This window comes from Janthinobacterium sp. HH106 (genome assembly GCF_001758725.1).
GTDB lineage: Bacteria > Pseudomonadota > Gammaproteobacteria > Burkholderiales > Burkholderiaceae_D > Janthinobacterium.
In genome coordinates, this window is record NZ_LRIC01000002.1 from 95538 (window position 1) to 113272 (window position 17735).

The window sequence follows — 17735 nt, forward strand, 5'->3', positions numbered from 1 at the left end:
AAGAATCCATGAATAAGCACCTGTACCGCATCATATTCAATCAACGCCGTGGCCAATTGATGGTGGTGGGCGAGAATGCCACGTCGCAAGGTAAAGCTCCTGGCGGCGAAAGTGTCATGAACGACGGTGCAGGGGGAGGTGGCGCGGAATTGACGCTGGCAACGTTGCGGCCGGCCTGCCTCGCGGTATTCAGTGCCTTGGGCATGCTGCTTTTTGTGACCGGTGCTGCGCATGGTCAGGTCGTGGCGGATCGCAATGCCCCGGGAGGCCAGCGTCCAACCGTGTTGCAGACAGCAAATGGCATACCGCAAGTGAATATCCAGACGCCGAGCGGGGCAGGCGTGTCGCGCAATACGTATAGCCAGTTTGACGTGCAGAGCAATGGCGTCATCCTGAATAACAGCCGTGGCAATACGCAAACCCAGACCGGTGGCTGGGTACAAGGCAATCCGTGGCTGGCCGGCGGCAGCGCGCGCGTCATCCTGAACGAAGTCAATTCCGCCAATCCCAGCCAGTTGCGCGGCTATGTCGAAGTGGCGGGACAACGCGCAGAGGTCATCATCGCCAATCCTTCCGGGGTAGCTGTGGATGGCGGCGGCTTTATCAACGCCAGCCGCGTGACGTTGACGACAGGTTCTCCCATTGTCAATGGCGGCAATCTCGACGGCTATGTGGTGCAGCGGGGCATGGTCACCGTCAGCGGCAGGGGACTGGATACGTCACAAAGCGATTACACGTCCATTCTGGCGCGGGCTGTGCAAGTGAATGCTGGCATATGGGCCAACGATCTGCGGGTCGTCACGGGCGCGAACCGGATGGATGCAAATCATGCGGTCGAGGCTGCCGCATCTGGCGATGGCGCGAAGCCTGCGTTTGCATTGGACGTCGGCCAGTTGGGCGGCATGTATGCCGGAAAAATTACACTGATAGGCACCGAGGCTGGTATCGGTACGCGTAACGCCGGAACCGTGGCCGCATCGGTGGGTAATGTGGTGCTGCATTCGGATGGCTGGATCAGCAACAGTGGCTATATTCAGTCTGGTGCTGAAGGTGGCCAGGTACAGGCCAGCGCAGCGGGGGATTTGCAAAATGCGGGCACGATTTATGCCGCAGGCGATACTGGTATTTCAAGCGGTGGTGATATCAGCAACAACGGCGTGATCGCTGCTGCTGGCAATACTGCGCTGCATGGAGGCGGCCGCGTTGATTCAGCCGCCGGTGCGGTGCTGGCTGCTGGCCTGAATGCTGACAATATGCTTCGTCCAACGGGCGATTTGACCGTCGAGGCAAATGCCGGTGCAGGTATCCATGGCATCGGCGCCGCGGGCAATACGGTGCGGATTGCGGCAACCGCAGTCGATCTCGCCGGGGCTAATCTGTCCGCCAGACAGCTTTCTGCCGTGGCAAGCCAGGGAGACCTGGATGCCCGGCACGCCGGGCTGGCCGCGCGCGACACGCTGGCGCTGCAGACCACGCGTTTACTGCGTACCGATGGTGCGCAGGCAACGGGCGGAGAGGTGAGTATTGCTGCGCATGACATATCGAATGTGGGCGGCCAGATTTTGCAACTTGGCGAAGGCGACCTTGCGCTTCGTCTGCCTGGTCAACTCGATAATAGTGCTGGACGGATTGCCACCAATAGCCACAACCTGACCGTGGATGTGGCGGCGCTGGTCAATACAGGCGGCAAGATCGAACATGCGGGCACGGGTGCCCTTGCTATTCATGCCGCCTCGCTGGCAAATCAGCGTGGACAGATAACCGGCAATGGCGACCTTGCGCTCGCGGCTGACGCAGTGGACCACCGCGAGGCGACAACGCTGGCCAGGCATCTGACTGTGCAAGCAGGTACGCTGGATAACCGCGGTGGCAGCCTCATTCAAACGGGAACCGAGCAAACAACGGTGGATGTTGCGCGGGGGCTGGAGAATAGCGGCGGCAGGCTGGAAACCAACGGCAGTCTTGGCCTGTCGGCAGCCAGTGTGCTGAGCGAGCATGGCCGCATTGCCGCAGCGCAGGCCGTCAACATGAACGTTGCCGGGGGCCTGAACAACACGGGCGGTGTGTTGGCTGCTGGACTTTCCCTGACCTTGAATGCTGGCGACGTGAACAATACGCGCGGCCAGATCCAGGCGGTATCCGGTGCGGCCAGCCTGGCCATCGGCGATTTGCGGAATACGGCCGGCAGCGTGTTTGCGGCGGGTGACCTGGCGATTGCGGCCGGCAAGGTCGACAACAGCGGCAGCCTGTACGCAGGCGCGCATCAAACGCTCAAGGCGACGGGTGCCATTGTGAACACGGGCGTGATCGCGGCGCAGGGCAATGCGACGCTCCAGGCGGCCAGCCTGGACAGTTCGGCATCGAGCCTGCTGGGCGCGGGCGTGAAGGCCGATGGCGGCTTGCTGGCGGCGGGCGACTTGCGCGTGACGACGGCACAGGCGCTGCTGGCCAAGGGACAAAACCTGGCGGCGGGCCAGCTGGCCCTGAGCGGCGCGGCGCTGGACCTGACGGGCAGCCAGACGGGCGCGGCGAACATCGCATTGACGGCGACACAGGGCGATGTGCTGACGCGCCAGGCACTGCTGACGACGCCGGGCACCCTGGCGGTGACGGCGGGAGCACATGCGGGCCAGACCCTGGTCAATGAACAGGGGCAACTGAGCGCGGGGCAGCTGGACTTGCAACTGAGTAACCTGGACAACCGCCGCGGCACCGTGGTGCAGACGGGCGCCGGCGATACGCGCATCGTGTTGAGCACGCCGGCCGGCGTACTGGACAACACCAGCGGCCGCATCGCCGTCAACAGCGCGAATGCGACCCTGGATGCGGGCAAGCTGATGAATACGGATGGCAAGCTCGAACATGCGGGCAACGGCACGCTGGCGCTCCACGCGGCAACGCTCGATGGCGAGCGCGGCAGCATCCTCGGCAATGGCCTGGTGCGCATCGACGCGGGCATCATGCGGCATGACCAGGCCAGCACGGTGGGGCAGCAAGTGACGCTGCAGGCCGATAGCCTGAGCAACCGTGGCGGCCATGTGCTGCAGACGGGCAATGCGGCGATGACGGTAGCCACGACGGGACAGCTCGACAACAGCGGCGGCGAGATCGGCGGCAACGGCGGCGTGCAGGTGCGGGCCGGCGTGCTGGACAACAGCAAGGGCCGCATCACGTCCGCGGCTGCGGCATCTGTCGCCAGCAAGGGTGCTGTGAATAACACCGATGGCGTGCTGGCGGCGACCACCGACCTGCAGGTCGGCGGTGCCGCGCTGGACAATACGCGTGGTGTCGTGCAAACGGGCACCGGTGCCTTGGCGCTGGATGTGGCCAGCCTGCTGAACCAGCAGGGCACGCTGAGCGCGGGCACGGACCTGGCGGCCAGGGTCGGCGGGGATCTGAACAACTCCGGCTTGCTGTATGCGGGCCGCGACCAGCTCCTGGTCGTCGGCGGCACGCTCGGCAACAGCGGCTCGCTGGCGGCGGGACGCGATGTCAGTGTGCAAGCAGGCAGCATCGACAGCAGCGGTTTGCTGGGCGCGGGCATGCGGGCCGATGGCACGCTGGGCCAGGCAGGCAGCCTGGTCGTGACGGCTACGCAGGCTTTACGGGCGACAGGCCAGAACTTGGCAGGGGGCGACGCAGTGCTGGACGGCGCCGCGCTGGACCTGACGGGCAGCCAGAGCAGTGCTGCGAATATTGCGCTGACGGCGCGCGCAGGCGACGTCCTCACCAGCCAGGCGCAGGTGAGCACGGCAGGCTTGCTGGCGATCACGGCCAATGGCAACAATGGACAGGTACTGGTGAATGCGGGCGGCCAGCTGAGTGCGGGACAACTGGCGCTGGCGGCGGCCAATGTGCGCAATGTGAAGGGAACGATCGTGCAGTCGGGCGCGGGCAGTACCGTCATCGACACGGGCGTGCTGGACAATACGGGTGGGCGCATCGCCGTCAACAGCGGCAACTTGAGTCTGGGCGCAGGCGCGCTGACGAATATCGATGGCAAGATCGAACATGCGGGCACGGGCACGCTGGCGATTCGCGCCACGAACCTGTATGGACAGCGGGGCCAGATCTCAGGCAACGGTGCATTGGTCGTGACGGCCGATAGCTTCGACCACCGCGACGGCGCATTGCTGGCCAGGCAGGTGACGCTGCATACCGGCACCCTGGATAATCGCCAGGGCAGCGTCACGCAGACGGGAACTGGCAGTGGCAGCGTGGCGGCCACCGGTCATCTGGACAACCGTGGCGGCAAGATTGAAGGCAATGGCGACATGGCGCTGAGCGCCGACATGCTGTTGAATCAGAACGGGCGCCTGGCGTTCGCCGGCGCGGCCGAGATCGTTACTGGCTCGCTGGACAATACCGATGGAGGCGTGCTGGCAGGCGGCCTGAATATACGTGGCGGCGACGTGAACAATACGCGCGGCCAGATCCAGGCGGTATCCGGTGCGGCCAGCCTGGCCATCGGCGATTTGCGGAATACGGCCGGCAGCGTGTTTGCAGCGGGCGACCTGGCGATTGCGGCCGGCAAGGTCGACAACAGCGGCAGCCTGTACGCAGGCGCGCATCAAACGCTCAAGGCGACGGGCGCCATTGTGAACACGGGCGTGATCGCGGCGCAGGGCAATGCGACGATCCAGGCGGCCAGCCTGGACAGTTCGGCATCGAGCCTGCTGGGTGCGGGCGTGAAGGCCGATGGCGGCTTGCTGGCGACGGGCGACTTGCGCGTGACGACGGCACAGGCGCTGCTGGCCAAGGGACAAAACCTGGCGGCGGGCCAGCTGGCCCTGAGCGGCGCGGCGCTGGACCTGACGGGCAGCCAGACGGGCGCGGCGAACATCGCATTGACGGCGACACAGGGCGATGTGCTGACGCGCCAGGCACTGCTGACGACGCCGGGCACCCTGGCGGTGACGGCGGGAGCACATGCGGGCCAGACCCTGGTCAATGAACAGGGGCAACTGAGCGCGGGGCAGCTGGACTTGCAACTGAGTAACCTGGACAACCGCCGCGGCACCGTGGTGCAGACGGGCGCCGGCGATACGCGCATCGTGTTGAGCACGCCGGCCGGCGTACTGGACAACACCAGCGGCCGCATCGCCGTCAACAGCGCGAATGCGACCCTGGATGCGGGCAAGCTGATGAATACGGATGGCAAGCTCGAACATGCGGGCAACGGCACGCTGGCTCTCCACGCGGCAACGCTCGATGGCGAGCGCGGCAGCATCCTCGGCAATGGCCTGGTGCGCATCGACGCGGGCATCATGCGGCATGACCAGGCCAGCACGGTGGGGCAGCAAGTGACGCTGCAGGCCGATAGCCTGAGCAACCGTGGCGGCCATGTGCTGCAGACGGGCGATGCGGCGATGACGGTAGCCACGACGGGACAGCTCGACAACAGCGGCGGCGAGATCGGCGGCAACGGCGGCGTGCAGGTGCGGGCAGGCGTACTCGACAACAGCAAGGGCCGCATCACGTCCGCGGCTGCGGCATCTGTCGCCAGCAAGGGCGCTGTGAATAACACCGATGGCGTGCTGGCGGCGACCACCGACCTGCAGGTCGGTGGTACCGCGCTGGACAATACGCGTGGTGTCGTGCAAACGGGCACCGGTGCCTTGGCGCTGGATGTGGCCAGCCTGCTGAACCAGCAGGGCACGCTGAGCGCGGGCACGGACCTGGCGGCCAAGGTAAGTGGCGATCTGAACAACTCCGGCTTGCTGTATGCGGGCCGCGACCAGCAGCTGACCGTGGGCGGTCTGCTGAACAACACGGCTTCCATCGCCGCCGCCAATCACACAACGATCTCCGCTGGCAGCGTCACCAGCAGCGGCTTGCTGGGTGCCGGCATGAAAGCGGATGGCAGTCTGGGTACGGCAGGCAATCTGACCGTCAACGCGGATGGCGTGCTGCAAGCGAGCGGGCAGAACCTGGCGGCGGGCAGCGCCGTGCTAATGGGTTCCAGCGTAGATCTGTCGGCCAGCCAAACGGGCGCTGGCAATATCGCCATCACCGCGCGCAGCGGCGACGTACTGACAAACAAGGCAGTCATTTCCGCCAGCAACGTGCTGGCCATCACCGCCAATGCCAATAATGCCCAGGCGTTGGTGAACAGCCAGGGTCAGCTGGTGGCGGGCCAATTGCAGTTGAATGTGGCGAATCTGGACAATGCCAGCGGCGACATCGTGCAGACGGGCACAGGCGATACCGTGATTACCACCGGTAAGCTGGACAACACGGCCGGCCGCATCGCCGTCAACAGTAATAACCTGGCCCTGAACGCGACGGTGTTGACGAACCTTAACGGCAAGCTGGAGCATGCAGGTGCGGGCATACTGTCCATCAACGCGGGCCAGTTCAACAACCAGTTCGGCAAGATCACGGGCAATGGCAAGCTCGACATCACGGCAGTCGCCTTCGATCACCGCAATGCGACGACGGTGGCGAATCAGATGACCGTCAACGCCGGCAGTCTGGATAATCGCGCCGGCAGTCTGGCGCAGACGGGCGCGGGCATGCTGACGGTGACTGCCACCGGGCAGCTGGACAATACGGGCGGCAAGATCGAGAGCAATGGCGATGCATTGGTGAAAGCTGGCGCCTTGCTGAACAATACGGGCCGCGTCGTGGCGGCGCAAGATGTCGAATTGAAAGCGGGAAGCCTGGACAATACGGAAGGCACGGTGGCGGCCGGGCGTCACTTGGTCTTGAACGGTGGTGACATCGACAATACCAAGGGGCAATTGCAAGCCGTTGCCGGTAACGCGACCTTGAACGTCGGCAAGCTCCACAACACTGCTGGCAGCGTGTTTGCAGGCGCCAACTTGAACGCCACGCTTTTCAGCTTGAATAACACGGGCAGCATGTATGCTGCCGGGAATCAATCCATTACCGCCAGCGGCGGCGTCGCCAATACGGGTGTGATTGCGGCGCAAGGCAATACCAGTCTTGCGGCCAATAGCCTCGATAGCAGTGCAAGCAGCTTGATCGGTGCAGGCATGCAGGCCGATGGCAAGCTGGGCGCGGTTGGTGACTTGACGATCAATACCGCGCACATGCTGGCCGCACATGGCCAGAACCTGGCGGCCGGCGCGGCGAACCTGTCGGGCGCCAATGTGGATATCACGGGTAGCCAGACCGGTGCAACGCAGATCAGCCTGGCCGCGACGAGCGGCGATGTGTTGGCCGCCAAGGCCGTGGTGAGCACGCCGGGCACGCTGACGGTCCGCGCGCACGATACCTTGCGCAATACGGAAGGGCAACTCAGTGCCGGCCAGCTTGACCTGCACGTGGGTCACCTGGATAACACCAAGGGCACCGTGATCCAGACGGGCACGGGCGACACCGTCATCCAGACGGGCAAACTGGACAATAGCGTGGGACGCATCGCCGTCAATAGTAATAATTTGATCTTGGGCGCGGCCAGCTTGACGAATGCGGGCGGCAAGATCGAGCATGCGGGTGCAGGTACCCTGGCCATCACGGCGGCCACCTTGCAGGGCGCAGGCGGCAGCATCATCGGCAATGGCGCCGTCGATCTCAAGGCCGGTCTGTTTGACCATGCCAACGCCACCACCACGGGGCGGTCCCTGAGCGTGCAGGCTGACAGCTTGAGCAACCGGGGTGGCCATTTGCTGCAGACGGGCGCGGGCGGTATGACGGTGGCCGTCAGTGGCCAGCTCGATAATACGAATGGGGAGATGGCCGGCAACGGCGTGTTGTCGCTGCAGACCGGCAGCCTGGACAATACCAAGGGCAAAATCACCTCGGCAACGTCCGCCGACATCGTCAGCACTGGCGCACTCGTCAATACCGACGGCGTGATCGCGGCGGCGACCGATCTGCACCTGGGCGGCGCCATCGACAATACGCGCGGCCTGCTGCAGGCAGGCACGGGCGCCTTGAGCCTGGATGCGGCCAGCGTGCGCAACGTACAAGGCACACTCGGCGCGGGCACGGATATCACGGCCAAGGTCAGCGGCGACGTCCTCAACGCTGGCGTGCTGTATGCGGGCCGCAACCAGACCCTGGAGATCGGTGGTTTGCTCAGCAATACCGGTTCGCTGGCGGCCCTGGGCAATACGGCGATCACGGCGGGCAGCCTGGGCGGCAATGGATTGCTGGCGGCAGGCATGCGCGCCGATGGCAGCTTTGCCTCGGCTGGCGATTTGACGGTGAAAACGGCCGGCGCCTTGCAAGCTGGCGGCCAGAACATGGCGGCGGGCCAGTTGCAATTGACGGGCGGGTCGGTCGACGTGGGCGGCAGCCAGACCAGCGCAGCCAATGTCGGCTTGACGGCCTTGACGGGCAATGTGACGACCAGCAAGGCCATCGTATCGACGAATGGCTTGCTGGCCATCACGGCGAATGCCGCCAACGGGCAGGCACTGGTCAACCAGGGCGGCAGCCTGAGCGCCGGGCAGCTGGCCCTGCGGGTGGCCAATCTGGACAATACCAAGGGTACCTTGATACAGACGGGCACGGGCGACACGGTCATCGAGACGGGCAAGCTGGATAACACCGGCGGGCGCATCGCCGTCAACAGCGCCAATCTGCGCCTGCAGGCGGGCGACCTGACGAATATCGATGGCAAGATCGAACATGCGGGCAAGGGTGTGCTGGATATCCACGCCACGCATCTTTACGGCCAGCGTGGCCAGCTCACGGGTAATGGCGCGCTGCAAGTGGCGGCCGATTACGTCGATCACCGCAATGCCAGCGCGATTGCGCGCCAGCTGACGGTGACGAGCGGTGCCCTGGACAATCGTCAGGGCGAGATCATCCAGTTAGGAACCGACCTGGCGAGCATCGTTGCCACGCGTAGTCTGGACAACAGCGGCGGCAAGATCGAGGGCAATGGCGATGTGCAGGTCGAAACGGCGACCCTGCTCAACGACCATGGCCGTCTTGTTTCGGCACAGAATCTCGGTGTGAACGCCAGTACGGCTTTGAACAATACTGAGGGAAATATTCTGGGTGGGCGCAAGCTGACACTGCGCGGTGGTGCAGTGGATAATACGCGCGGCCAGATCCAGGCGCTCGATGGCAATGCGGAGCTGGCTATCGGCGACCTGAACAATACTGGCGGCAAGGTGTTTGCCAGTATCGACCTGAATACGGTTGCCGCCAACGTCGTCAACAGCGGCAGCCTGTATGCTGGTGCCAACCAGACTCTGCGTGCCTCGGGCGATGTCAGCAATACTGGCACTATCCTGGCGCAAGGACACAACACGATCAATGCAGGCAGTCTGACCGGTTCCGCGTCGAGTTTGCTGGCTGCGGGCGTCAAGGCCGATGGCAGTTTGTTGGCCGCAGGCAACCTGAACGTGACGACGGCCCAGGCCTTGCGCGCCTCCGGTCAGAATCTGGCTGCGGGCAACATGGTTTTCAGCGGTGCTACGGTGGATGTGGCGGGGAGCCAAACCAGTGCGTCGAACATCGCGCTGAACGCGAGCGCGGGTGACGTCTCCACCAGCGGCGCCGTGGTAACGACCCCTGGCACACTTGAAGTCCATGCCGCCAATCACTATGGCCAGCGTTGGGAGAACGGCCGCGGCCAGGTCAGCGCAGGTCAATTGACCGTGCAAGTGGCGAACCTGGGCAATGTACAGGGCAGCATCATCCAGACGGGCAGTGGCGCCAGTTCGCTCAACCTCACTTCGCCCGGCGGCGTACTCGATAATACGAGCGGACGCATCGCCGTCAACAGCGTCAGTTTGAACCTGAACGCTGGCGTGCTGGCAAATACGGACGGCAAGATCGAACATGCGGGTAGCGGAACACTGACGATGCATGCAGGCCAGATCAGCGGCCAGCGGGGCCAGATCACCTCGAATGGCAGTCTGGACATGACCGCGGCGGCGCTTGACCATCGCAATGCCAGCACGATCGCGCAGCAGGTAACGATCTCATCCGGTACGCTCGACAATCGTCAAGGAAATATTACCCAACTCGGCCTCGGACAGACCGCTATCGGCGCCAGCCAGAGCCTGGATAACCGCGGCGGCACGATCGCCAGCAATGGCAGCACCAGCATCGCTGCCTACTCTTTGAATAACCAGGGCGGCACGCTGCAGGCGGCTGGCAGCGGCAGCCTGGATATTCGCGGTGGCGGCACGCTGGACAACAGCAAGAGTGGCGTGATCGCAGCCGGCGGCAATTTCACGGCGGCGGTGGGCGAGCTGTTGAACCAGGGCGGCAAACTGACGGCTGGCGGTACGCTGCACGCCAGCGCGGCCCAGGTGCTGCGCAACGAGGCCGGCTTGCTGGCCGCGACGGGTAACGTCGAACTGGCGGCTGGGTTCCTGGACAATACCGGCGGTAATGTTGCCACAGTGGCAGGTAACTTGAATGTCATCAGCGGCGGCGTCTTGAAAAACGACGGCGGCACGCTGCAGGCCGTTGGCGACATCACGCTTCGGAGTGCTGACTTGAGCAATACGGTCGCTGCCGGACAAGGCGCCGCCGGTATGATTGTTGGCAAGAATATCCGGATCGATACGGGCCTATGGGCGCTGGATAACCATCTGGGCACCATCGCCGCCAGCGAGACGCTGAGCGTGTACTCCGGCCCGTTGACGAATGACGGCGGCCTGTTGCAGTCTGGCGCTGGCATGCGCATCGACACGCGCGGCCAGGTCCTGAGCAACGGTAGCGCTGGCGCCTATGCTGCGCGCAACCAGGGCAATGTCGGCGGCATCGTCAGCGGTGGCGACGCCGTTCTGTCGATAGGCAGCTGGAACAACACGGCAGGTTATTTCGGTGCGGCAGGGGCGATCAGCGGCACCACCGGTTTGATCAACAATGCGGGTGGGCAGATCGTCGGCCAATCCAGCCTGGCGTTGTCTGGCGCTGGCCTCGATAACCAGAATGGCCAGATACAGGTGGTGGGCAAGCTGTCGTTCGCTACTCCCGGCGGCATCGACAACCGGAATGGATTGATACGCTCCGGCGCCACGGTCAGCCTGACGGCGGGCACGATCGACAACAGCACGACGCAAGGCAGTAACCAGGGTATCGAGGCGATTAACGCCATCCTGACGACGGGCTCGCTGAGCAACCGGGCGGGAGCGTTGCGCACCGATGGCAATCTGGATATCGTCGGCTCAGGTGTTTTTGATAATACACAAGGTCTGGCCAGCGCCGGCAGGGCGCTGAGCGTGGCCGATCTGGCGGCGAACCGCAGCCTTGCCATCATCAATACGGGAGGGACGGTGATTGCCGGCGCGCTGGCCGATGTGCGTGCCGCCAGTCTGACGGGCGATGGACGCCTGTTGTCGCAGCTGGACATGAACCTCGATCTGAGCGGTGGCTATAGCCATGGCGCCGGTGCGGAGCTCGTCGCCAACCGCAACCTTGGCATCGCCACCGGTGGTCAATTCCTGAACATGGGCAAAGTGCGCGCGGGCGGCACATTGACCCTGCGTACCAATTCCAACATCGATAACACGGCCTACGGTGACATCAGCGCGACCATCACACGCCTCAGTGCCGGCGGTCTGCTGGTGAATCGGGGCGTGATCGACGGTGTTGCCACTGAGATTAATGCAAACATCATTCATAACATTGGCACCGGACGCATCTATGGTGATCAGCTCAGCATTGGTGCCGGGACCCTGAACAATGATGTGGAAAATGGTGTTGCCGCGACCATCGCTGCGCGCAACGACCTGCAGATTGGCGCACAAACCATCAATAACTTCGAACACGCGCTGATTTTCAGCGCCAACAGCCTGTCTATCGGCGGCAGTATTGACGGCAATCGCCAGGCGACCGGGCGCACGGCGGTCTTGAATAACGCCAGCGCCACCATCGAAGCGTTGGGCAGCCTGAGCATGAGCGCTGCCCAGATCAATAATCTGAATAAGCATATTCAGATGAAAATGTCCTCATCGACGAAACAGGAGTCCGTGACCGAGTACCAGGGCGCCGGCGCGGCGAAACGCTATGTCGCCGGCACGCCGGGCGTGGAGACATATGATGACGAGTCGCTGCATCTGCGCACGCCAGATGGCGCGTATGAAGTGTGGACGCTCTACAAGACCACGCGTACTTCGCGCCAGAGCGAGATCGTCAGTTCCGACCCCGGGCGCATCATTGCTGGCGGCAATATCTCCATCAGTGCCGACCTGGTTGCCAACGAAGACAGCCATATCATCGCGGGCGGGCTGCTGGACATGCATGGCAGCCGCATCAGGAATGGACAGACGCAGGGACAGAAAATCAGTACTGACAAAGGTACGGCGACCCTATACAAGCGAAAGTTCAAAAAAGGGCGCGATAGTACCAGCATTGGAAAACCGGCGGCTTTTACCGGGGCCGAGAAAACCGAGAGCATCACTCTTAACATTGCGCGGGAAGAACAGTTTGCCACGCCGCAGGGCAGCGGCATCAGCTTGTCCGGCGCCGCTACTGGCGGCGTCAATGCCTCCACCAGCGCGGCCGGCGCGGCCAGCGCGCAAGTGCAGGGCAAGGCCATTGTCAGCGTGCTGGCAGGCCTGGCCGGGGTTGCCAATGCGGCAGGCCGTCAGGCCGGCGCGGCCAGCGGCGGCAGTGGGCCGAACGGAACGACGCGGGTGGCGGGGGCCGGCCTGGGCGGCACTGTCGGCAGCGTCTCCGGGAGCGCAGTCGATGCGGTTCAACAAGGCAATGGCCCGACTGGTGCTTACCCGGGCGCCATTGCGCTTGGCACGGCGGCAACGGGTGCCATGGCCCAAGAGATGCAGCATGTCGGCGGTACAGCTTCAACTACTGGCACGGATCGCCTCGGCCAGGCCGGCCAGGGGGAATTCGTTCGTACGGTCGCCGGCGCGCTTGCCGCCACCGTGACAGGTTCGAATCAGCTTGGCCAGGTCAGCCTGGCGTCCGGGAGCACGACTAGCATCGGCAATGCCTCCGGAGGCGTTTCCGCGGCGACCGGCGTCGGTGGCGTGCCGGGTGCGGCGCGCGGGGCCGGCGTCACGGAAGCGGCACTGGGCGTGCTGCCCGCCGACATGCAGGTGGGGCGCGTGACGGGGGCGGATGCACACGGCCAGGCCAGCCTGGCGCCGGCGGGCAGCACCAGCATCGGCAATGCATCCGGCACCGCCGCGCAGGCTGCCGGCCTGGGTGGCGTACCGGGCCAGACACGCCTGCCCGGCATTGCGCAAGTGGCGCTTACGGACGCTTCCGGCCGGGCGCAGTTCGTGCGCACCAGCAGCCCGTCAACGGCCTTGCCCAATGCAAGCCTGTTCCGCACCTTGCCGTCGCTGTCGTCGCGTTACCTGGTCGAGACGGATCCGCGCTTTGCCAATTTCCGCGAATGGACAGGTTCCGACTATCTGCTCAATCAGGTCAAGGTGGACCCGTCGGTGACGCAAAAACGCCTGGGTGACGGCTTCTATGAACAAAAGCTGATCCGCGAACAGGTGGCGCAGTTGACGGGGCAGCGCTTTGTCGGCGACTACACGAACGACGAGCAGCAATACCGTGCCTTGATGGACGCCGGCGTGGCATATGCGAAGAATTACGATCTGCATCCTGGTGTTGCATTGACGGCCGAGCAAATGGCAGCGCTGACGAGCGATATTGTCTGGCTGGTCGAACGCGACGTGGCGCTGCCAGATGGCTCGGTGCAGAAAGCGCTGGTACCGCAAATTTATCTGCGCCTGCGTGAAGGAGACCTGGACGGTAGCGGAGCACTGCTGGCCGGCAAGGACATCAATATCAATCTGTCGGGCGACCTGACCAACAGTGGCACGATTGCCGGGCGCAGCGTTGTCAAGCTGACCGCGGACAATGTGGAAAACATGGGTGGCCGCCTGAACGGCGACGCCGTCGCCGTGGCCGCAAGGAACGACCTGAACAATATCGGCGGCACGATCTCGGCCAACAGCGAGTTGATCGCTACCGCCGGGCGCGACATCCATATTGCCAGCACCACGCACAGTGCCAGCAGCAGCGCTGGAGGCAACAGTTTCAGCCGCACGGATATCGACCGGGTGGCGGGGCTGTACGTGACCGGTGATGGCAGCAGTGGCGGCGGAACGCTGGTGGTGTCTGCGGGCCGCGACGTGAGCATGCTTGCCGGGGTCATCGGCAATGCCGGCAAGGATGGCCAGACCATCGTCAATGCCGGCCGCGACATCAACCTGGGAACCTTGACGACGGCCAGCAGCAGCAGCCTGAGCTGGGATGCGAAAAACTACCGCAAGGACAGCAGCAGTACCGAGGTGGGTAGCCAGATCCAGGGCAGTGGCAGCATTGTGCTGCAGGCCGGCAACGATCTGACTGCCCGGGCAGCCGATGTGCAGGCAGGCGCGGGCCTGTCTGTGACGGCGGGCCATGACATCGTGCTGAGCGCTGCCGCGAACCAGCTTACCGTCGACGAGGGACATGTACAGACCGGCAAGGGTTTCCTGAACAAGAAGACCATCACCACGCGCGACATGCTGGACCTGGGTACCTCGGCCGGCAGTGCTTTTGGCGGCGCTACGGTGGCGTTTGCTGCAGGCAACGACATCAAGCTTACGGGCGCGCAAATTCTCAGCGATGGCTCCGCCAGTTTGCTGGCGAAGAACGATATCAGCATAGCCGCGGCAAGCGAAACGAGCAAGGAACTGCACCACCGCGACGTCAAGGAAAGCGGCTTCATGAGCGGTGGCGGCTTTGGCTTCAGTTATGGCACGCGCACCACGACTACCGACCAGGAGCGTGACGCCGTCATCCAGAGCGGCCAGGCGCGCAGCACCGTGGGTTCGACCAGCGGCGCCTTGACCATCGTTGCAGGCAAGGACCTGAAGATCGGCGGCAGCGATATTGTCGCGGCCACTGACCTGAACCTGGCGGGCACCAGCGTGAAAATTACGCCGGGACAAGATAGTGATAAGGGGAAATTCGAGACCAAGACCACGCAGGATGGCTTTACCGTCGCCTTGGGCGGCAGCGTGGTGAGCGCCATCCAGACCTTGCAAACCATGAGCACGGCAGCCAGCACGGCGAAGAACAGCCGGGTGACGGCCATGGCTGCGGCGACCACGGCCATGGCGGCGAACGCCGCGGCCAAGGACATGATGAAGGAAGGCGGACCAAGCATCAGCATCAGCCTGACGGCGGGCCATTCGGAAAGCCAGCAGACGCAAACGACGGCGAGCACCACGCACAGCGGCAGCGTGTTGACGGGCAACAATATCAACATCACGGCCACGGGTGGCGGCAAGGATAGCAATATCACCATCCTGGGCAGCGACCTGAACGCGAAGAACGATATCCGCCTGCATGCCGACAACAACGTCAATCTGCTGGCCGCGCAGGATACGGAAAGCCAGCACAGCAAGAGCTCAAGCATGAGTGCATCGGTGGGCGTGCAAGCCATTGTCAGCACCAAGGGCACCTCGTTCGGCTTCACGGCCAGCGTCAGCGGCAGCAAGGGGCATGAGGACGGCGATGGCACGACGCAGCTCAACACGCATGTGAACGCGGGCGACAAGCTGATCATCAGCAGCGGCGGCGACACCAACATCAAGGGCGCCGTGGCCAGCGCCAACCAGGTAATTGCCGACATCAAGGGCAACCTGAACCTGGAAAGCCTGCAGGACACGGCCAAGTTCGACAGCAAGAGCCAGAGCATCTCCGCCAGCGGTACCGTCGGCTTTGGCGCCAGCGTCAGCGGCAGTTATAGCCAGAGCAAGATGCATAACGACTACGCCAGCGTGCAGGAGCAGAGCGGCATCAAGGCGGGTGACGGCGGCTTCCAGATCAAGGTGGGTGGCAATACGGACTTGAAGGGTGCCGTCATCAGCGCCACGGAGGCGGGCAAGCTTGACAGCAGCTTGATTACCTCGACTTTGACGCATAGTGATATTGCCAATCATGCGATTTCGAAGGGGAGCAGTGTTGGGGTGTCGGGAGGAGTGTCGTTCGCAGGCACGGGGCCTAAGAACGATAACCTCACCAACGTCGGCGGCGAGAAGGATGCCAAAACCGCAGGTTTGCCTATTATCGTGGGGACTAGCGAAAATGCCAGCAGCACCACGCGCAGCGGCATCAGCGGCGGCACACTCGTCATCACAGACGACGCGGCCCAGCGCGCGGCGACCGGCAAGGGAGCGGAAGAAACTATCGCGGGTGTGAACCGCGATGTGACGACCGGTGTGGATAGCAGCGGCAAGATCGGCAATAATTTCGACAAATCCAAGCTGCAGGCGACGATGGATGTAACGGCGGCGTTTGCGGCGGCGGCGGCAAATGAGGTGGAGGAGTACGCCAAAGACAAGCTGGCGGAAGCATTTGATTTGAAGGACGCAGCGTTTCGTGAGCCTGACAAGACGAAAAGAGACGAAATGTTGCTCCAGGCAGCAAAGATTGAAAGCGATTGGGCTGAGGGGGGCACTTCCCGACTGCTGGCCTCCACGGCGATTGGTGCGCTGAGCGGTGGTTTGACTGGGGCGGCAGTGAATGCCGCTGGCACCAGTGCTTCTGGCTTACTCAATCGTCCAAAATTACCGGATTCTTTCAAGTTGTTGTCATTAGAGCAGCAGGCCCAAATTGGGTATATCGGAGCTGAGTTAGGCCTCAATGCGTCTAGTTCACCTGATGAATATAAAGTATTGAAGGAAGTGACTGATCTGCAGCACGACCCTTCATTGCAAGATATTTCGCCCGCTGAAAGACTGCGTCGAGTAGACAATTATTTGAGCTTACGAGGGGCAACAGCTGAGCAAATTGCAGATATCCATGAATCTTATGTGCGGGCAGGTTTCATTAAAAATCCTAATGTAGAGATGCACACCGTTCCTGCTTCGGACGTTTCGAATGAAAATTTATCAGATGCGAGCAGTGCGGTGCCAGACGCATTCTTGCTATTTCGACATCTCGACAAAGGTTCCCAGCATGTCGGGACTGCGGTCAAGGAATTTGGTAATTTTATTGAGAGTAAGCCTGAAGCGAAACTTGTCTTGGCCGGGGCGGACTTCATGGCCGGACCTGTGATGTTTGGTGTCAAGCGGGTTCCCGTAGTAGAAAAAATGATCGACAAGGCGACAGGGGAAGTGACCAACTTCCTTGCTGGAGGATTTGAACGAGCAGGCTACGTAGGCAGCGATGTTGACGATGGCGCCATTGGCACTACTGTTATACTGTCGACTGGTATTGGTGGTATTGTTGATGCAGTCAAAAAACTGGGGAAATCCATTGATTTTTCGCGCAATACTGCTCAGGTAGCAGAGCGAACTATCGACACTAGCCCAATTCCTATACGAAATGCGGAATTGATTGGCGCGGATGGAAAAGTCATAGCGCGCCAGAATCCGTTGACCAATGCATGGGAGCCTAGTGTTCCTGCTTTGTCGAAGGATGGGGAAGCCGCCGCAAATAAGGCTGCTAACGTGAGATCTTACCCTGATGGCAGTTTGCGTACGCCAGATGGAAAATTTTCGAGTGTTAGCGGCGCGCCTGCACCCGGTACAGTTAATGCCAGTAACTATGCTGATTTTTTAAGGTCAAATGGTGTAAATGTAGTGGGCACCGAGCTGGAAGTTGCCGGTCCACTCGGAGTTCGCAAATATGACATCATGACCAGAAATCCTGATAATTCATTATTTGGAATTGAAATTAAGAGCGGCGGTGCACGTGCTACACCATACCAAGCATTTTCGGATATGCATGTGAATCGATTTGGAGCAGTTGGGACTGGCCGTATTGGCGGGCAGCCAGTGACTGGTTCGATGACGATATATTTACCTTCAGGAGGTCATTAA

At 62.5% G+C, this 17735-nt stretch carries 1 protein-coding gene; it reads left to right on the plus strand.

Features of this window, described 5'->3' with window-relative positions:
* Nucleotides 1-8 precede the first annotated feature (8 nt).
* Nucleotides 9-17735 (plus strand): hemagglutinin repeat-containing protein, encoded by a 17727-nt coding sequence (locus JAB8_RS28745; RefSeq protein ID WP_070288035.1) that lies wholly within the window; start codon nucleotides 9-11, stop codon nucleotides 17733-17735.